At 44.8% G+C, this 19,460-nt stretch carries 20 protein-coding genes; 14 read left to right on the top strand and 6 right to left on the bottom strand.

Translation table 11 applies throughout. The annotated features are described in order from the left end of the window. Positions 1–273 precede the first annotated feature (273 nt). Positions 274–807, bottom strand: a complete 534-nt coding sequence (locus AC0J20_RS03900; protein WP_473020690.1) for a hypothetical protein — start codon at positions 805–807, stop codon at positions 274–276. A 999-nt stretch (positions 808–1,806) separates the two neighbouring features. Next, the gene (locus AC0J20_RS03895; protein ID WP_473020688.1) at positions 1,807–2,415 is read right to left on the bottom strand and encodes a DUF6680 family protein; all 609 of its coding nucleotides are present in this window, start codon (positions 2,413–2,415) and stop codon (positions 1,807–1,809) included. A gap of 1,837 nt (positions 2,416–4,252) precedes the next feature. Between AC0J20_RS03895 and mnmG the strand changes: the two genes are divergently transcribed. The 13 genes from mnmG (at position 4,253) to AC0J20_RS03830 (ending at position 15,754) form a co-directional block, all read left to right on the top strand. Beyond that, a complete protein-coding gene (mnmG, locus tag AC0J20_RS03890) occupies positions 4,253–6,148 on the top strand; it encodes a tRNA uridine-5-carboxymethylaminomethyl(34) synthesis enzyme MnmG (RefSeq protein WP_473020687.1) in 1,896 nt (631 codons plus the stop codon). Further along, a complete protein-coding gene (gene rsmG / locus AC0J20_RS03885; RefSeq protein WP_473020686.1) occupies positions 6,148–6,798 on the top strand; it encodes a 16S rRNA (guanine(527)-N(7))-methyltransferase RsmG in 651 nt (216 codons plus the stop codon). The genes mnmG and rsmG overlap by 1 nt, the downstream gene beginning before the upstream one ends. Before the next feature lie 2 nt (positions 6,799–6,800). Next, positions 6,801–7,568: a ParA family protein gene (locus AC0J20_RS03880; protein ID WP_229530443.1), complete on the top strand. Its 768-nt coding sequence runs from the start codon at positions 6,801–6,803 to the stop codon at positions 7,566–7,568. A 127-nt stretch (positions 7,569–7,695) separates the two neighbouring features. Beyond that, positions 7,696–8,586 (top strand): ParB/RepB/Spo0J family partition protein, encoded by an 891-nt coding sequence (locus AC0J20_RS03875; RefSeq protein ID WP_229530442.1) that lies wholly within the window; start codon positions 7,696–7,698, stop codon positions 8,584–8,586. Between the two features lie 143 nt (positions 8,587–8,729). Continuing rightward, positions 8,730–9,125, top strand: a complete 396-nt coding sequence (locus tag AC0J20_RS03870) for an ATP synthase subunit I (protein WP_473020685.1) — start codon at positions 8,730–8,732, stop codon at positions 9,123–9,125. A 34-nt stretch (positions 9,126–9,159) separates the two neighbouring features. Further along, entirely contained in the window at positions 9,160–9,999 is an 840-nt protein-coding gene (gene atpB / locus AC0J20_RS03865; protein ID WP_473020683.1) for a F0F1 ATP synthase subunit A, read from the top strand. A gap of 89 nt (positions 10,000–10,088) precedes the next feature. Continuing rightward, positions 10,089–10,328, top strand: coding sequence for a F0F1 ATP synthase subunit C (gene atpE / locus AC0J20_RS03860; RefSeq protein ID WP_473020681.1), 240 nt, complete (start codon positions 10,089–10,091; stop codon positions 10,326–10,328). A gap of 41 nt (positions 10,329–10,369) precedes the next feature. Further along, the gene (atpF, locus tag AC0J20_RS03855; RefSeq protein ID WP_473020680.1) at positions 10,370–10,840 is read left to right on the top strand and encodes a F0F1 ATP synthase subunit B; all 471 of its coding nucleotides are present in this window, start codon (positions 10,370–10,372) and stop codon (positions 10,838–10,840) included. Between the two features lie 13 nt (positions 10,841–10,853). After that, a complete protein-coding gene (atpH, locus tag AC0J20_RS03850) occupies positions 10,854–11,387 on the top strand; it encodes a F0F1 ATP synthase subunit delta (RefSeq protein WP_229530437.1) in 534 nt (177 codons plus the stop codon). 14 nt (positions 11,388–11,401) lie between these two features. Next, entirely contained in the window at positions 11,402–12,943 is a 1,542-nt protein-coding gene (gene atpA / locus AC0J20_RS03845) for a F0F1 ATP synthase subunit alpha (RefSeq protein WP_229530436.1), read from the top strand. 55 nt (positions 12,944–12,998) lie between these two features. Continuing rightward, the gene (gene atpG / locus AC0J20_RS03840; protein WP_229530435.1) at positions 12,999–13,859 is read left to right on the top strand and encodes a F0F1 ATP synthase subunit gamma; all 861 of its coding nucleotides are present in this window, start codon (positions 12,999–13,001) and stop codon (positions 13,857–13,859) included. A 31-nt stretch (positions 13,860–13,890) separates the two neighbouring features. Continuing rightward, positions 13,891–15,276, top strand: a complete 1,386-nt coding sequence (atpD, locus tag AC0J20_RS03835; protein WP_229530434.1) for a F0F1 ATP synthase subunit beta — start codon at positions 13,891–13,893, stop codon at positions 15,274–15,276. Between the two features lie 61 nt (positions 15,277–15,337). Then, complete coding sequence (locus AC0J20_RS03830) at positions 15,338–15,754, top strand: F0F1 ATP synthase subunit epsilon (protein ID WP_229530433.1); 417 nt, start codon at positions 15,338–15,340, stop codon at positions 15,752–15,754. A 47-nt stretch (positions 15,755–15,801) separates the two neighbouring features. Here AC0J20_RS03830 and AC0J20_RS03825 read toward each other — a convergent pair whose 3' ends face one another. From AC0J20_RS03825 to AC0J20_RS03815, 3 genes are all read right to left on the bottom strand, one after another. Continuing rightward, positions 15,802–16,668 carry a phytanoyl-CoA dioxygenase family protein gene (locus AC0J20_RS03825; RefSeq protein WP_473020679.1) on the bottom strand — a complete coding sequence of 289 codons (867 nt, stop codon included), beginning with the start codon at positions 16,666–16,668 and terminating at the stop codon, positions 15,802–15,804. 4 nt (positions 16,669–16,672) lie between these two features. Beyond that, entirely contained in the window at positions 16,673–17,575 is a 903-nt protein-coding gene (locus tag AC0J20_RS03820; RefSeq protein ID WP_473020678.1) for a phytanoyl-CoA dioxygenase family protein, read from the bottom strand. A gap of 71 nt (positions 17,576–17,646) precedes the next feature. Continuing rightward, positions 17,647–18,159: a hypothetical protein gene (locus AC0J20_RS03815; RefSeq protein ID WP_473020677.1), complete on the bottom strand. Its 513-nt coding sequence runs from the start codon at positions 18,157–18,159 to the stop codon at positions 17,647–17,649. Positions 18,160–18,239: 80 nt separating this feature from the next. On the opposite strand from AC0J20_RS03815, the gene AC0J20_RS03810 reads away from it, so the two are divergent. Continuing rightward, on the top strand, positions 18,240–19,103 hold the full coding sequence (locus AC0J20_RS03810; RefSeq protein WP_473020676.1) for a helix-turn-helix transcriptional regulator: 864 nt from the start codon (positions 18,240–18,242) through the stop codon (positions 19,101–19,103). Here AC0J20_RS03810 and AC0J20_RS03805 read toward each other — a convergent pair. Beyond that, entirely contained in the window at positions 19,100–19,456 is a 357-nt protein-coding gene (locus tag AC0J20_RS03805) for a DUF2750 domain-containing protein (RefSeq protein ID WP_473020675.1), read from the bottom strand. The two genes, AC0J20_RS03810 and AC0J20_RS03805, sit on opposite strands and share 4 nt — an antisense overlap. Positions 19,457–19,460 lie beyond the last annotated feature (4 nt).

Raw genomic sequence — 19,460 nt, 5'->3', positions numbered from 1 at the left:
TCTTTCTTTTTTGGTCGAAAGATCCGATCACCTCAAGGGCATTTAGTTCATTTGTTCTTATGCGCAGCTCAGGTTAATTAGATGACTGATTGTTTAAGAAAGAGGTCAGTCACTCTGCACCAAATGGTTGACTGTTAAAACACCATAGCAGCCGTTCAAGATTTTCTTGTCTATAACTTCGAAATCAATAGAGCGGTGAGTCACTTTTACGGTGAATATAATACATGACAGGCTCCTAAAGCCAAATGCCAGACCAGAACTAGAAAATATCTTTCATAAATCGCCACCCATTACCTTTCCGAATAAGCCGAATATGATTGATACAGCAGAAGCCACAAGAACAGATAGACCCCAAATTAATATAATTAGTAAACCCAATCCACCTTTAAATACACCTTCGTCTCCCCCCCAAAGAACTCCACTCTTGTACTCCATTCCAAAACTTAATCCCAGAATGTCATACAAATATGCCATTCCCGCGTACGGAACCTCTCTCAATATTGATGAATGTTCAAATGGAAACCAATATTGATTCCAAGCAACGCCAAAATATATTGGAGTTAATATAAAGAGCAATGCAACCAAGCCTTTGTTTGCACCCATTTTAACAGCCAATGGCCCCATAGAAACTTGCAAGTAAGAAGCAAGAGGAAGGAATAACAAAGTATGAAAGAAATGAACAAAATTATATCTGAAAGACAAATTTTGGGGCTGATCCCACCACAGACATAGGAAAGACATTAAAGCTATTGTTGAACATAAAATAAATGTGGTTTCGCCTTTACTCCATTCTGATTTATTTCCCATGGTACTGTTCATGGATATATTGAGAGATGCAAAAAATGCTATACTAGTTGCGTACAATCCTTGCAAAACTATAATCGCCAGAAAGATTCCCAAAAATATGTGCACTTGATATCCCCTTTTTTTGAAACACTCATCGACCAACACGTATACTTCATTTTGGAAATAGTTTCAAACTCATAACTCTTCGGAACAAAGTGGCCCTTTAACATCCACCAATTTGACGCCAGCAATACGGTATGACGAATCAGTTGACCAGTATATTAGTGGTTCAATTGTGGCAAATGGAAAGTACCTAAAACTCATTTTCCAACCAACTGACGAATCAGCACGTTAGAGCCGGAAGCTAGTTTTCCAACCTCAGAATGCAAATAGCCGAAAAAACAAAAAAGAAACGTTTCTCGGTTGTACGAATGCGAGGGCCAATAAGGCCGGTCTCACATAATATAAAAATTTTAAACAAGGTAGGTTCTTCGCAACCTAACCTTTTAACCAGAAAATACTAACAATGACACCCATCATAACAATAGTCTGAATCCGCTCTCTGATGTGTTTCTTCCCAGAAATTTAGAAAACACTAATGGTGAAATCTGAGATTTGAAAAAAGAGAGCTGAATGAATTTTAAAGTGGATGTCTTTTTATTGTTTAATACTATCTTAGCAAACCGTAATCCTTCAATATCTGTGATCTGATGTGATTCTTCTAAGGGGCGATCCCCTTAAACCCCCATTCGCCCATGGCGCGAGAAAACATAAGCTGCAAGGACAGAACCTGAAGACCATCAATGAAAGTATGTCCCTATACTTGCATTGATTTGAGCAACATCCCTGTTGCCCATCTTCAGGTTTTACCTGTCCTTTTCGCTTATCTCGCGAATGGGCCTGATACCAACGCACTTCGAACTTTACAATAAAGAGTTATAGTATGTCATAGGGCAATATCCTGTTTAAAATTCAAATACCGACTGGTTGAATTAAACAAGATACATTGCTATCAATATTTTACTGACCATCAGTATTAGTTTGAACTGGTTTATTTTGTACTTCAGATTGCTCTTTTGACGGAATTGGGTCGAAAGGAGGTAAATAGGTCACAGCCATTGGAATAGAACGCTTACCATCTAAAACCTCCACCAAACCTTCACGTATTCGAGTTTGTTCACTTTCTATTCGACCATGCCTTACAGGATTGTAACACCCCCTTTTAAGTTGAACCTCGTCAAAGTCGTAACCCAAAGATTGCGCCATTGCATAAAGCAAACTTGTAAATAGCTCAAAACTTTTGTCTGTCCATGCATCAAGACGCTCATCAGGAACTCGATTATTTAAATGGTCGTTGTACACTTTCCAAGCATTCGTAACTTTTTTGTCTGCCTCTGATTGCCAACGTTTTCCAAATAAAGATCTCCCATAAAATTCCAAGTCAATCATATTCAAAGCTGAAACATGTTGACCCGAAAGTCTAGTAGCTCTTGTCTCCATGAGAGTATGGAACAATCTAAGCTTTCGCTCTTTTCTTCCTTTGATACTTTCAATAAGCTTTTGAGCTTGCACCGCTAAAATCGGACCTAATATAACCGCACTGATAGTAATCCAATCTTTAATTTCCATATTTAGCTCCACAAATTACCTCTCAATCACTACCTACAATTAATCACTAATCTTTGACATAAAAAAGTTATGAATTCTCAACTTGAACTAGTGTGACGGCACACGGTAACAATACCACTCTATAAAGGTAGTTCAGATCAGAACCTATAATAAAGTTTAGTGTGACTGTTCCTACATAGAGTTACAATGACACTCATTTTAATTTTGTTAAAACCCCCTCCAATGTATGTTCGAAGTCCGTTGGTATCAGGCCCTTTCGCGAGATAATACTAAATAGCAGAGATAGTTAACATGAGTGACAACAGGGATGTTGTCGCAGCCAATGCCAGCGCAGGGACGCGCTGTCATTGGTGGTCATGCTGACTCTGCTATTTCGGATTATGTTGTCTCGCGCCAGGGCTAAAGGGGGTTTTAGGGGAGCTCCCCTAAGAAGAAGTCACATCTGAACACTGAAGTTAAAAACTTCGTAGATGGTTAAAAGACATCTGACCCAAGAAATAATTCCAGGACATCCATTCCTAAGTTCTTTCCTTTCCCGCCAATATATAGTTCGAAGTCCGTTGGTATCTGGCCCTTTCGCGAGATAATACTAAATAGCAGAAATAGTTAGCATGAGTGACAACAGGGATGTTGTCGCAGCCAATGCCAGCGCAGGGATGTGCTGTCATTGGCGGTCATGCTGACTCTGCTATTTCGGATTATGTTGTCTCGCGCCAGGGCTAAAGGGGGTTTTAGGGGAGCTCCCCTAAGAAGAAGTCACATCTGAACACTGAAGTTAAAAACTTCGTAGATGGTTAAAAGACATCTGACCCAAGAAATAATTCCAGGACATCCATTCCTAAGTTCTTTCCTTTCCCGCCAATATATAGTTCGAAGTCCGTTGGTATCAGGCCCTTTCGCGAGATAAGCCTAAATAGCACAAATAGTTAGCATGAGTGACAACAGGGATGCTGTCATTGGTGGTCATGCTGACTCTGCTATTTCGGATTATGTTGTCTCGCGCCAGGGCAAAAGGGGGTTTTAGGGGAACGCCCCTAAGAAAAGCAATATCAAAACTCGGAGCAAACAAGTTCGCTACTTGTATCCAGGAAATCTATTCTTAGGCTCTTCCCTTCCCCGCTGATGTATATTCGAAGTATGTTGATATCTAAGCGGAACGCTTTAAGAGAAATCACTCAAAACACTGCAATAAAAGCTTAATTCCATTCTAAATAAACATACTAATCAGCGAATTTTGATTAATTCACAGGTTTAATGACCCACTATTGCCTGCCACCAAACTAAAAAAATCATCAGTTATCTACTCAAAAAGCACAAAATAACCGCTACTTTTGCCTGGTTTATAAACGCCTGAATCTTAAAACGATTTATTTTGCACTTAACTGCAATTTATTGATCAAAAGTTATGCACACAGAAGATTTCGCGATAAATAACGCAGATCACAAGTTATACACATGAAAAACAAAAATTATGAACACCTGTGGATAAATACGGGAATAAAGGGTGAGATCATGGTTCGAAGATCGTTGAACAACGTTTGATCACTTTTTCCTATGTGGATAACTATACCACTTATCACCGTAATACACCCGTAATATACAGCTTTAAATGACAACTTATTAAACTCGTAAGACATTGTTTTTATTGAAATATATTGACTTTTCCACAGATTTTCAGGTGCTTAATAATAAAAATAATAAAAGATCTATACAGATCTTTATTTTTTATAAGGTTTGGAGAAAACCGCTAACATTTGCAAACTGACTAAAATATAATCAGTTTACAAATACAAATTTGTGTATAGAATAAGCGCCCCATTTTTAACAGAGGCTATTGATGATTTACGCACAAGATTACGATGTGATCATTGTCGGTGGTGGACATGCCGGCACTGAGGCTGCATTAGCCGCAGCCAGAATAGGTGTACGCACGCTTCTGTTAACCCAAAATATGGAAACTCTGGGTCAGATGTCTTGTAATCCCGCAATAGGCGGTATAGGTAAAGGACACTTAGTTAAAGAAATTGATGCCTTAGGGGGTGAAATGGCGGTGGCCATCGATCACGCCGGTATTCAGTTTCGCACCTTAAATGCCAGCAAAGGACCTGCGGTTCGGGCTACCCGTGCCCAGGCAGACAGAGCGCTGTATCGCAGTCACATTCGTCATAAACTGGAACATCAGGAAAATCTCACTATTTTCCAGCAATCCTGTGATGATTTTATTATCGAAAACGATCAGATCGTGGGTGTTGTTACACAGATGGGGGTGCGCTTTAAAGCCAAAGCTGTCGTGCTTACAGCTGGTACGTTCTTGGGTGGCGTGATCCATATTGGTCTGGAAAATCATCAAGGGGGGCGTGCAGGTGATGCCCCTTCTAATGCCCTGGCAAAACGATTGCGGGCATTGCCGTTCAGAGTCGACAGATTAAAAACCGGTACCCCTGCCCGACTGGATGCCCGCAGTCTGGATTATTCTGTGATGCAGGAACAACCGGGCGATACACCGTTACCGGTGTTTTCCTATCTGGGAAACAGAGAGCAACATCCGCGGCAGATTTCCTGTTACATCACCCACACCAATAGCCGGACCCACGATATTATCCGCTCCGGACTGGACCGTTCTCCTATGTACACCGGTGTGATTGAAGGCATAGGTCCGCGTTATTGTCCTTCCATCGAAGACAAAATCATGCGTTTTGCCGATAAGGAAACGCATCAGATTTTTGTGGAGCCCGAAGGTCTGAATTCCATTGAAGTCTACCCCAATGGGATCTCCACCAGTTTACCGTTCGATGTCCAGATGGCATTGATCCACAGTATTCGCGGTTTCGAAAACGCCCATGTCATTCGCCCTGGTTATGCCATCGAGTATGACTTTTTTGATCCCAGAGATCTGAAACAAACGCTGGAAACCAAATTTGTGAATGGCCTGTTTTTCGCCGGTCAAATCAACGGTACTACAGGCTATGAAGAAGCCGGTGCTCAGGGGTTGATGGCGGGCGCTAATGCCGCGCTGCAGGTACTGGGCAAAGATCCCCTGATCTTAGGTCGCGAACAGGCTTATCTTGGGGTTTTGATTGACGATTTGGCTACCCTGGGTACCAAAGAGCCCTACCGCATGTTTACCAGTCGCGCCGAATATCGCCTGTTACTGCGGGAAGACAACGCCGATATTCGCTTAACCGAATTAGGCTACAAAGCCGGTTTGGTGGATGAACATCGCTGGCAGGCGTTTAATGCCAAAGTGGAAGCGGTTGAGCAGGAAAAACAACGTTTGCGCTCTACCTGGGTGCATCCAAAACACCCGGTAGTACCAGAGCTGAACAGTATTTTGAAAAACCCGGTTACCCGCGAACACTCTCTGGAAGAGCTGATCCGCAGACCGGAAATGAATTACGCCACACTGATGTCATTGCCAGCACTGGATTCCGGTTTACTGGATGCCAATGAGCAAGCTGCGGAACAGGTGGAAATTCAAATCAAGTACGCGGGTTACATTGCTCGTCAGATGGATGAGATTGAACGCACCAAGCGCAATGAGCATACCAAGATCCCTGCGGATATGGATTTTTCGGTTATTTCCGGGTTGTCCAATGAAGTGGTGGCAAAATTATCGGATGCCAGACCCGAAACTATCGGTCAGGCTTCCCGAATTTCTGGTATCACGCCAGCGGCGATTTCGTTATTATTGGTTTATCTGAAAAAACACGGTTTATTGCGTAAATCCGCCTGATGAATTTTCCCTTTGAAAAAATTGCACTGGATTTTGATAATGCAGTGCAACAACTTGGCTTGTCTGTTTCCGCGGAGCAAAAACAAAAACTGCTGAGTTTTTTGCAATTGCTGCACAAATGGAACAAGGCCTATAATCTCACCTCGGTCAGAGATCCGGAGCAAATGCTTTATGTCCATATTCTGGACTCCATTGCTATTGCTCCTTTCCTGTCAGCACAACGCTATGTCGACGTAGGAACCGGACCGGGATTACCCGGCATTCCACTGGCCATTATGAATCCTGATAAACATTTTACGTTGTTAGACAGCTTAGGAAAGCGCATCAGGTTCATTAAACAGGTTGCATATGAATTATCTCTTACTAATATAGAGCCTGTGCAATCCAGGGTTGAGGATTTTCAACCCGACTCTGCCTTTGATGGTGTTCTCAGTCGAGCCTTTGCGTCAATTGCCGATATGTTACAGTGGTGTCATCACCTGACTGATCAAAACGGTGCATTTTTGGCGCTCAAAGGACAATATCCTGAGCAGGAATTGCAGGCTTTGCCGGCGCAGTTTTCTGTGCTTAAGGCGGAGCAAATTGTAGTACCGGGACTGGACGCAGATCGTTATCTGATAACCATGAAAAAAACAGAATTGGAAGAATAGTTTTGGGCAAGGTAATCGCAATAGCAAATCAAAAAGGTGGTGTGGGTAAAACCACTACCGCGGTCAATGTGGCTGCTTCCATGGCGGCAACGAAGCGCAAAGTGTTGTTGATAGATCTCGATCCCCAGGGCAATGCAACTATGGGTAGTGGCATTGATAAATACGAGGTGGAATCAACAGCTTACGAGTTATTGATTGAAGAAAAACCGATTCAGGATGTGATTGTTGAAGCCACCACAGGTAAATATCATCTGGTGGCAGCCAACGGTGACGTTACTGCGGCTGAAATTAAACTGATGGAAGTCTTTGCCCGGGAGTTGCGACTGCGCAATGCCATTCAGCCGGTACGCGAGCACTACGATTTTATTTTTATTGACTGCCCCCCTTCGCTCAGTCAGTTAACGGTCAATGCCATGGCAGCAGCCGATTCCGTATTAGTGCCTATGCAGTGTGAGTATTACGCGCTGGAAGGTTTAACGGCACTGCTGGATACCATTCAGAAGTTGGCGTCAGTGGTTAACCCACAGCTGAAAATCGAAGGCGTGTTACGCACCATGTACGACCCGCGCAACCGTCTGGCCAACGATGTATCTGAACAACTAAAGCGGCATTTTGGGGAGCAGGTATATCGCACCGTTATTCCCCGTAATGTGCGTCTGGCAGAAGCCCCCAGTTTTGGTGCGCCTGCCATGTATTACGAAAAATCATCCACAGGTGCCAAGGCCTACCTGGCGCTGGCCGGTGAAATTTTGCGTCGGGGTAAAAAGTAAATCAAACCTGTAGTTCGGGCCTTGGTCCGACAATACCAGGTCGTTTTGACAAAGCGGTCGGACTGACGTCCGGCCTGTAAAATCCGATTACCTTCAGGTAATTGCCAGTATTGTCCAAGAGATTATTATGTCAGCGAAGAAAAGAGGATTAGGACGGGGCTTAGATGCCTTGCTAGCAACCAGCCAGACACAGCGCGAAGTGAAAATCGATGATGTGCCTGAGATAGCGGAAAACAAAGGCGAATTACAAAAACTGCCGGTGGAATTTTTACAGCCTGGTCGCTATCAACCTCGTAAAGACATGTCTCCGGAAGCACTGGAAGAACTGGCCTCCTCCATTCGTTCGCAAGGAATTATCCAGCCTATCGTGGTTCGCCAGATGGCTGAAAACAAATATGAAATTATTGCCGGTGAACGTCGTTGGCGTGCAGCACAGCTTGCTGAACTGGATGTGGTGCCTTGCCTGATCAAAGACGTGCCGGATGAAGTGGCTGTTGCTATTGCCCTGATTGAGAACATTCAGCGCGAAGATCTCAATGCCATGGAAGAAGCCCAGGCACTGGAAAGATTAATTCTGGAATTTGAGTTAACCCACCAGGAAGTGGCTGAAGCGGTAGGCAAATCCCGCACCACCGTAACGAATCTTTTACGTCTGAATAATCTCAATGAGGATGTTAAAACCTTACTGGAACACGGTGACATCGAGATGGGGCACGCCAGAGCCTTGTTAACCCTGGAAGGTGAAAAACAAAGTGAAGCAGCACAAACGGTGGCCAACAAAGGGTTAACCGTCAGAGATACCGAGTCACTGGTGCGCAAAATTATGCAACCTAAGCCGGAAAAAGCAGAACCGGTAGAAGACCCGGATGTAAAAAGTCTGGAAAATCGTCTGGGTGAAAATCTCGGCACCACTGTTGCCATCTCTCATAATGCCAAAGGCAAAGGCAAGCTGGTGATCAACTTTGGCACCCTGGAACAATTAGACGGGATTTTGTCCCATATTGAAAAGAATTCATAAAAACGTCGCGGTAAAGTAATTCTGTGATGATAATGTAACCGGATCTTTCAGACTTAGAGCGGTTTGGCTTGAAAACTGGTTTTAAAGCAGTATACTTTTCGCGCTTTAAGTTTCTGTGTGACCCTATGAGGAACTCTTAGCTTATGGATTTGGCAAAAGCCGGTAAAAGGTTGGCCAAACAGATGCTAGTCTTGCAATTTGCGATAGTCATCCTGTCAGGTATGGTATTTTTTCTGATGGATGGCCTCTCCTCCGCAATCTCCGTAGTCACTGGTGGAACATTGAGCGTATTGACCAATGCTGTTTTCGCGTTTTTTGTGTTCCGCTTTTCCGGCGCCAGTAAAACCAGAGAAGTCGTAAACAGCATGAAAAAAGGGAACAAATTAAAATTGTTGCTGGTGTTGTTGGCTTTCATGGCCATTTACCAAATTCCCTTTTTGGATAAAGCGAAAGTGATTTTAGGGTTTTGCAGCATGTTGTTACTGCAGTACCCAATACTGATTATTTTGCACCGTGTGAATAACAAACACGTTGCCTGAAAAGATTTTTAAACTTAAACATTTAGGATAGAAAATGGCTGCATCTGGTGGTGAACTGACAGGTTCACAATATATTTTGCACCACTTAACCAATGCAAAGATGTGCTCGACCGATACGGGTCTGGCCTTCAATAAAGCATGTGCGGATAGTGGATTTTGGGTTTGGCATATTGATACCCTGGGTTGGTCAATTGCGTTAGGTATTTTGTTTTTAGCCATTTTTAGAAGTGCGGCTAAAAAAGCGGATACCGGTGTACCAGGTAAGTTTCAGTGCTTCATCGAGATGATCGTGGAATTTGTTAACGATACCGTTAACAGTACTTTCCATGGCAGAAACCCGGTTATTGCACCTCTGGCATTAACGATATTCATGTGGGTATTGTTGATGAACATCATGGATATCATTCCGATTGACTGGTTACCGGCTACGGCAGGTTTAATCGGCGCGTCTTTCTTCGGCATGGATTCGCATGATGTGTACATGAAGGTGGTACCTACTACAGATCTTAACCTGACCTTTGCCCTGTCTATCGGCGTGTTTGTGTTAATGATTTACTACTCATTTAAAGTGAAAGGATTTGGCTTTGTTAAAGAGCTGTCTATGAATCCTTTTAACCACTGGGCATTTATCCCGGTAAACCTGGTGCTGGAACTGGTTACTCTGTTCGCTAAGCCGCTATCGCTGGCACTGCGTTTGTTCGGTAACCTGTACGCAGCAGAACTGATCTTCATCTTGATCGCAATGGTGGGCTTGTTCCAGTTACCACTGCATTTCATTTGGGCCGTATTCCATATTCTGGTAATTCCGCTACAGGCATTTATTTTTATGATGCTGAGTATCGTTTACCTGAGCATGGCACACGAGAAACACTAGATTCAACGGCAGCGTATTTCGATTTTAAATTACGCTGCTGACGATTTTTAAACTTCAACTTTAAACTTAAACTAAAAGGTAAATTAAACATGGAAATCTTAGGTAATTTGTATATTGCTGTTGGCATCCTGATCGGTCTTTGCGCCTTAGGTCCGGCGATCGGTTTTGGTATTTTGGGTGGTAAGTTCCTTGAGTCTTCTGCTCGTCAGCCTGAACTGGCGCCTGCACTGCAAACTCGTATGTTCATCGTAGCGGGTCTTATCGATGCGATCGCGATGATCGGTGTAGCTATTGCTTTGTATATGTTGTTCGTTTTGGGCGCTAACTAATTTAGACACCTTTTTATTAAACGAACAGAGGAGATGGGGTTGTGAATATCAACGCTACTCTAATTGGACAATCACTTGCATTCATCGTGTTCGTACTTTTCTGTATGAAATACGTATGGCCACACCTGTTGGGTGCAATTGAAGAGCGCCAAAAGAAAATTGCTGATGGTCTTGCTGCGTCTGATCGCGCGGAAAAAGATCTCGAATTAGCTCAGAAAAAAGCAACTGAGCAAATGAAACAAGCAAAAGCACAGGCGGCTGACATCATTGAACAAGCGAAAAAGCGCGCGACACAAATCGTTGATGAGGAAACTCAACGCGGTCACGAAGAGCGTGCCAAAATCATTGATCAAGGTAAAGCCGAAGTCGAAGCTGAACGTAATCGTGTTAAAGAAGAACTTCGCAAACAGGTTGCAACTCTGGCAGTTGTGGGCGCGGAGCGTATCTTAGCTCGTGAAATTGATTCAGCAGCACACAGTGACATTGTTGAAAAACTTGTCACCGAGCTATAAGGGAGACTGAGCTATGTCTGAATTGACAACCGTTGCTCGTCCCTATGCGAATGCTGCATTTGATTACGCAGTAGAAAATCAGGCCGTCACTGACTGGCTGGATATGCTGCATTTTGCTGCAGAAGTTGCCAAAAACGAAACTGTTAAAGAAATGCTCAGCGGCGCTGTCGCAGCAGAAACCTTAGCGGATTTGTTTATCAATCTTTGCGGTGAACAATTGAATGAGAATGGCCAAAACTTTATTAAAGTTTTGGCTGAAAACAAGCGCTTACAGGCCTTACCAGAGATTTTGGTACTGTTTACTGAGTTGAAAGCGGAATACGAGAAAGAGATTGACGTTGATGTTACATCAGCGACGGACCTTTCCGATGCGCAACAACAGGAAATCAGCCAGTCTTTGGAAAAACGCCTTGCACGAAAAGTTAAGCTGAATTGTAACGTGGATCCTAAATTGATTGCCGGCTTTGTAATCCAGGCTGGTGACATGGTTATCGACGGCTCCATTAAGAGTAAACTCAACCGTCTTACGGACGCGTTACAAGCATAACGAGGAAAAAGGGCATGCAACTTAATTCCACTGAAATTGCAGAACTGATCAAAAAACGTATTGAACAGTTTGAAGTAGTAAGTGAAGCTCGCAACGAAGGTACTATTGTTAGTGTTACTGACGGTATCATTCGTGTACACGGTCTTGCAGATGTAATGCAAGGTGAAATGATTGAGCTTCCTGGCAATCGCTACGCGATTGCATTGAACCTGGAACGTGACTCTGTTGGTGCAGTTGTCATGGGTCCATACGCAGACTTAAAAGAAGGCACAAAAGTTAACTCTACCGGCCGTATCCTTGAGGTACCAGTAGGTCGTGCACTTTTAGGCCGTGTTGTTAACACTTTGGGTGAGCCAATTGATGGTAAAGGTTCTATCGACGCTGAAGGTTTTGAACCTGTTGAAAAAATCGCACCTGGTGTTATCGACCGTCAATCAGTAGATCAACCAGTACAAACTGGTTACAAATCTGTTGACTCTATGATTCCAATCGGTCGTGGCCAGCGTGAGCTGGTTATCGGTGACCGTCAGACGGGTAAAACAGCTCTGGCTGTTGATGCCATCATTAACCAGAAAGGTACCGGCATTAAGTGTATCTACGTAGCGGTAGGCCAGAAGGCTTCGACTATTGCTAACGTAGTGCGCAAGCTGGAAGAGCACGGTGCAATGGATCACACCATTGTCGTTGCAGCTTCTGCTTCTGAATCAGCAGCACTGCAATACCTGGCGCCTTACTCTGGTTGTACTATGGGTGAATTCTTCCGTGACCGCGGTGAAGATGCGTTGATCATCTATGATGATTTGTCTAAGCAGGCTGTTGCTTATCGTCAAATCTCATTGTTGTTACGTCGTCCGCCAGGTCGTGAAGCTTACCCAGGTGACGTTTTCTATTTGCACTCCCGTTTGTTAGAACGTGCTGCACGTGTAAACCCGGTTTACGTAGAGCGTTACACTAACGGTGAAGTTAAAGGCAAAACGGGTTCACTGACTGCGTTACCTATCATTGAAACGCAAGCCGGTGACGTATCTGCTTTCGTACCTACCAACGTAATCTCCATCACAGATGGTCAGATCTTCCTGGAAACTAACCTGTTTAACGCTGGTATTCGTCCTGCTGTTAACGCCGGTATCTCGGTTTCTCGTGTTGGTGGTGCAGCTCAGACTAAAATCATCAAAAAGCTGGGCGGTGGTATCCGTTTGGCATTGGCTCAGTACCGTGAATTGGCGGCTTTCTCGCAGTTCGCATCTGACCTTGATGAAGCCACTCGTGCTCAGTTAGAGCATGGTGAGCGCGTAACCGAGCTGATGAAGCAGAAGCAGTATGCGCCTCTGTCCATTGCTGATATGGCGGTTTCTCTGTTTGCAGTAGAAAAAGGCTTTTTGAAAGACATCGAACTGAACAAGGTTCTGGATTTTGAATCGGCTTTACACTCTTACATGAACAGTGAAGAAGCTGAGCTGATGGGCAACATCAACGCTTCTGGTGATTACAACAAAGACATTGAAGGTGCTTTGGCTGCGGCCTTAGAGAAATTCAAGTCAACACAAACGTGGTGATGAACCCGAAGGAATGAAGCGTCAGCTTCATTCCTTGTAATCACAGGAGAGTATGATGGCAATCGGTAAAGAGATAAAAGGCAAAATCGGCAGCATCAAGAATACGCAAAAAATCACCAGCGCGATGGAGATGGTTGCGGCTTCGAAGATGAAAAAAGCGCAAGATCGCATGCTTGCCAGTCGTCCTTATGCAGTCAGTATGCGTAAGGTTATCGGCCACATTGCTCATGGTAACCTGGAATACAAACATCCCTATCTGGAAGAGCGTGAAGTTAAACGCGTTGGTTTTATTGTTATATCTACCGACCGCGGTTTGTGCGGTGGTTTGAATACCAACGAGTTTAAGCTTGTCACTAAAGCGGTAAAGGAATGGCAAAGCAAAGGCGTGGAAGTTGATTTCGCGGCCCTTGGTGCCAAGGCTTGCGGCTTTTTTAATCGTTTCGGCGGCAAAGTATTAGCTGCTGAATCCGGTTTAGGTGAAGCACCTTCAGCCAGTGATGTTATAGGTTTGGTTCAGGTGATGTTGGAACAATTCAACGAAGGTAAACTGGATAAGATTTTCCTGGTGAACAATCGTTTTGAAAATACCATGTCACAAGTACCTGAAATTGAGCAATTGCTGCCTTTGCCAAAATCTGATGATGATGATTTAAAACATCGCTGGGATTACATCTACGAACCGGATCCAAAACCGATTTTGGATACATTGTTGGTTCGCTACATTGAATCTCAGGTATATCAGGGCGTCGTTGAAAACGCAGCATCAGAACAAGCTGCACGCATGGTAGCCATGAAAGCGGCTACGGATAACGCCGGTAACCTTATTGATGAGTTACAACTGGTATACAACAAAGCACGTCAGGCCGCAATCACACAAGAAATCAGTGAGATTGTTGGTGGTGCTGCTGCGGTGTAGGCAAAGGTTTATAAATTAACGGAGACTAAATATGAGTCTGGGTAAAGTCGTCCAAATTATCGGTGCTGTTGTGGATATTGAATTTCCACAAGACGCAGTACCAGCAGTGTACGACGCACTTAAAGTCACTGGTGGTGATCTCGAGGGTTTGACTCTTGAAGTTCAGCAGCAGCTGGGTGGCGGTGTTGTACGTGCCATTGCATTGGGTACTACTGACGGTCTACGTCGTGGTATCAAAGTTGAAAATACAAACAGTCCAATTCAGGTGCCGGTTGGTACAGCCACACTTGGTCGTATCATGGACGTTTTGGGTAATCCAATTGATGAAGCAGGTCCTATCGGTGAAGAAGAGCGTATGTCCATTCACCGTGAAGCGCCCTCTTATGAAGATCAGTCCAGCTCCATTGAGCTACTGGAAACAGGCATCAAGGTAATCGACCTGGTATGTCCGTTCGCTAAGGGTGGTAAGGTTGGTCTGTTCGGTGGTGCCGGTGTAGGTAAAACCGTAAACATGATGGAACTGATTCGTAACATCGCTATCGAGCACAGCGGCTACTCAGTATTCGCCGGTGTGGGTGAGCGTACTCGTGAGGGTAATGACTTCTATCACGAAATGAATGAGTCAAACGTACTGGATAAAGTATCTCTGGTATATGGTCAGATGAACGAGCCACCGGGCAACCGTTTGCGCGTAGCACTGACAGGTCTGACGATGGCAGAAAAATTCCGTGACGAAGGTCGTGACGTTCTGTTTTTCGTCGATAACATCTACCGTTATACACTGGCAGGTACTGAGGTATCAGCACTTCTGGGTCGTATGCCTTCTGCGGTAGGTTATCAGCCTACTCTGGCAGAAGAGATGGGTGTACTACAGGAGCGTATCGCTTCTACTAAAACAGGTTCAATCACGTCAATTCAGGCGGTATACGTACCAGCCGATGACTTGACTGACCCTTCACCTGCTACAACGTTTGCTCACCTGGATGCAACAGTCGTATTGTCTCGTGATATCGCTTCTTTGGGTATCTACCCTGCAGTTGACCCGCTTGACTCTACTTCGCGTCAGTTGGATCCACTGGTAATCGGTCAGGAACACTACGAAACTGCTCGTGGCGTTCAGACTGTACTGCAGCGTTATAAAGAACTGAAAGACATCATTGCAATTTTGGGTATGGACGAACTGTCTGATGAAGACAAGCAGGTCGTAACTCGTGCTCGTAAAATTCAGCGTTTCTTGTCTCAGCCTTTCTTCGTAGCCGAAGTCTTCACTGGTTCACCGGGTAAGTACGTATCTTTGAAAGATACTATCGCAGGATTCAAAGGAATTCTGTCTGGTGAATACGACAGCCTTCCTGAGCAAGCCTTCTACATGGTTGGCTCAATCGAAGAAGCTGTAGAAAAAGCGAAGAATATGTAATTGGTCAGGCGTATTGAGTTAATCAATGTGCCTGAGTCCGGGTCCACCGTAGGAGGGGGATATGGCAGCTATGACAACACATCTGGATGTAGTGAGTGCCGAGCAGAGTTTGTTCTCTGGTCGCGTTGAACATCTTCAGGTGACGGGTAGTGAAGGTGAACTGGGTATTCATCCAGGTCACGCTCCATTGCTGACTACCTTACAGCCCGGCATGGTTCGTTTAGTGAAGCAACATGGCGAAGAAGCCCACATATACATCAACGGCGGTGTTCTGGAAATTCAACCAGGCACAGTAACTGTTCTTGCTGATGTGGCGATTCGCGGTGAAGAGCTTGACGAACAATCAGCCCTGGAAGCCAAGCGTCGTGCTGAAGAGCACATTGCTAACCCAGGCTCTGACTTTGACTATGCCGAAGCGGCACACGAATTAGCGCAAGCTATCGCACAGTTGCGGGTTATCCGCTCTATGCGCAAGTAAGCTGATTTTAGAGATTAAAAAACCCGGCCTGTGCCGGGTTTTTTGTTTCAGGGATAATCTTCTCGTTTCACTGGGGGAAACGCCCAGTTAGAAGGCGTAGGCTTTTCCCTGTTGGCATATAAGTCCTGGTAAAACTCTGAGGGTAGTTCTTTGACATGGGAATCATCTTTCATATCTGAATCGTTCATTTTTATGGCCTTGGCATGCAGCAGTGCCATCCAACGCTTTCTCAAATTTACCCAGTTTTCGCTTTGTGAACCTGTCGCCAGTATTTCTTTGGCAGGTCGAAATTCGACATAAATTGTTCGTCTGGAACCCGGGCTGACTTTAGGTGTTGAGCCGTGCAATGTCATAACGTCGTGAAATAACACATCCCCCGCTGTAACTGGCACTTGTTGGTGCTGTGGTATATTCCAACCATGCTGCGATGCCAGCTGATGAACATCTTGTTTTTGTTTATGAGAGCCGGGTAGATAGCGCAAACAGCCATCATTTTCATCAGCGTCATCCAGATACACACCCATGGCAAAATAAGGGGCTGTGCCATCGTGAATTGAATCTTGATGCCATGGCACTACGGCCGCAACATGCGAACTTTTAAAATTGATATCAACACCAAGAGGGATGATGTCGCCACCGCCAAGAGATACTATGGCTTTATAGACTTGGGGTGAGCTTAATAATTGGTTTACCAGGGCAGCTTCAGTGCGATAAACATGATTTATCCTGAATACCGTTGTGGGTACCTCAAGGCTGTCCACTGCCGCTTGCTCTAAATCCAGTTCACTGGATAGCGCCAAGGCCTTATTTTCCAGGGCTTTGGCCATGTTATCCAGCCGGGTTAATAAAGCAGAAGGTACGGCGTTTTTAACCACACAATACCCTTCATTTTGATACTTGTTTTTAAGACACATATATCTACCAGTCCAGCATATCCTCTGGTACCGGGTAATCTTTTGATTCCACCGGAAAGGTTCCCCAGACCGCAGGTTGAGGTGGTTCCCTTCTCTCTAATATTTCGTTAACCAATAGCTGCACTTCTGGCGCATCAGGATAATCCTCCCGCCATTGTTGTGGCCATATAGCGGCAGCATCTTTTTGCAAAACTAAACTCATCCATTGCTTTCTGAGTTCAGCCCAATGTTCAGTTTGGGATTGAGATTCAACAATAGATTGCCACGGCCGCAACTCAATGTAGATGGTGCGCCTGACACCTGGAGAGCGTTTCGGTTGTGAGCCGTGTAAGATCATCATATCCTGAACTAAAATATCCCCGGCTTTTGCCGGTTGCTCAACAACGCCGGGGATTTCCCAGCCGTGCTCTTTTGATAAGCCCTCGATATCGTAGAGTTTGTGTTGTGTGCCTGGTACATAACGCAAACAGCCGTCACCGAGCGGCGCATCATCCAGGTAAATACCGACATTTAGGTAGGGATAATCGCGACTGTGCTGTGCGCCCTGATGCCATTTAATTACCGGGTGAGGGTGTTGTTGTTTGTACAGTATATCCATTTGTACCGGTACACTGCCCACGCCGCACAGGGTTTTAGTCAGGTCTAACATTGCCGGTGTGGCCAGGGTCTCCAATACCAGTTCGGCATCTATGGCAAATATATCATCGTAGCGCATGAGTCTGGGACCGGCTTTGTCCTGTACGATGGCGGCACCGTGAGGTTGCTGATTGTTTTTATGGCTGTTAACGGCCTGCTCTTCCAGTTGTTGGGCCAGATGTTGCCAACGGGAAAGTAGTGATTGTGGAAGGCCATTTTCGACTAAACAATAACCTTCGTCGTGAAACTGTTGAATTTGATTTTTTTCCATTGCTACACCCTGTACCTGTTATCCAGTTCAGGAGTGTAGCTAAGGAAACAAAATTAGCCAGAAAAAATACGCTAATCTTTCACTTTGGATCTGCTGTAGAAGCCCAGAAACGCATCCTGCCAGGTTTTTCCATCATCCTGGCTATATTGCCAATGTTGCTTTACCTGACCGTCTTCCAGCGGTGTATAGCTAATCTTATGTAGTACCGGGATACCATCGCTGCCCGGGCGGGTTCCTTTTAAAATCATGGAATTTCCCTGTAATCCGCCGTCCAGATAAAGTGCACCTCCGGTGGCATCTATCCAGGTTTGATGCCACTTTTGGGTTTGACGGTCGTAAAAATTAACGCTTTTACCGCTGCTGCCTTTGGCGCCTTGCCAGTTTTCCTGCAGGGTACAGTCGTTAAGCAGTAACTGGATGTTATTGTAGCCCTGAAGGTTACCGTCTTTGTCTTTTACTACCCAGTTGCCTACCCAGAAATCAAACTGTCGGTGCGCTTTTGAGGTGCAATCAGGTACTGACTGCTGGGCACCGGCAGACATGGAAATGAAAACCAGGAATAGGACGTTAAATAACACTTTCATGTTGTGGCTACCTGTTTTTGTCTAATAGCTGCTATCTTAGTCTGTAACATAAATAAAAACTTCCAAATTATTGCTCAAAAATGACGTCAGAGGCGCAGTGTTCGGGTTACAGTCAGTTGCTATTGAATCATCCGAAAATGAAAATCGGGCGATTCAGTTGTCCTGCTGCAAGTCCGGACTTTACTATTGCCGGTGCGATCTCTTTGCCCACTTTAGTGTTTCCTGTGACACCCACTTACATTGAAAAAGCCTATGCAAAGCGGTTTTTATCGGATGCCACCCGGGTCAATATTTATGATGGTGTGCAACCTTATCAACGCCAGGCACTGGACCCCAGAGGTGATCAATGTCACTGGTTTGAATTTACAACAAAGGATTTTTATCAGGCATTGCAGTTGAGTGATTTTCGGGTATTTCAGGTGTGCGAAAACGCACTGAACCTGGATCAGATAGCTATTCAACCTGGTTTGTATCTGGCACAGCTTAAGCTGTTTAGCGCCTTACGAAACGGGGAATTAAGTGCGGAGGCGGGTTATGAACAAGGGCTGCTATTGTTAGACTGTGTATTAACCCTGCAAACAGACAATAATATTGCCTGCCTGTCAGCGAAAAAGCGCAACGCGTGGCAGGCGCTGGCTAATGGCGCGCAACAGATGATAGCAATGTGTCCGGAAGATAATATTTCAGTGGATTGGATAGCAAAGCAATTAAACAGTTCAGCGTTTCATCTGTGCCGGGTATTTAAAGCGGTTTTTGGCATGAGTTTGCACCAGTATCGCTTAATGCTGCGGTTGAGTTTAGGCCTGGTCCGGTTAATGGATAATCAATCAATAACCGATATTGCCATGAACATGGGTTTTGCATCGCTGGCTCATTTTAGTACAGCGATGCAAAAGGCGGTGGGATGCAACCCGCGAGAAATTCGACGCCAGTTACAAAGTTAACCTAATCGTTCAGCCAACTCCCAGGGTTCAATCACCAAACCTTCATCGTTTTCATCTGGCATTACTAAAATGGACACCTCGTCCTCTTCCAGACCTGGCGTCCAGTCTTGTAGCCACTTTTCCACAGAAATGGCCATGGGGTTACAATGGGCCCAATCATCTGTACACCACAATTTTGCCATCGCTTCTTCTGGCCAGACACCGATGCAGTCTTCCTGTTCGCTGTTAAACATCACAGCACCCACATCATCTGCCAAAATCCACAATTGTTGGTGCTTCTTTACCTGATTGATCAGATAGTTATAGCGCTGCTCAGCGGGTTGATTGAGCAGATCTTGTAGGTTTTTATCCATGGTT

The sequence above is a fragment of the Planctobacterium sp. R6 genome (assembly GCF_055755215.1).
Note: the sequence above shows the minus strand (reverse complement) of the source record. Positions and strands in the feature narration are given on the sequence as shown.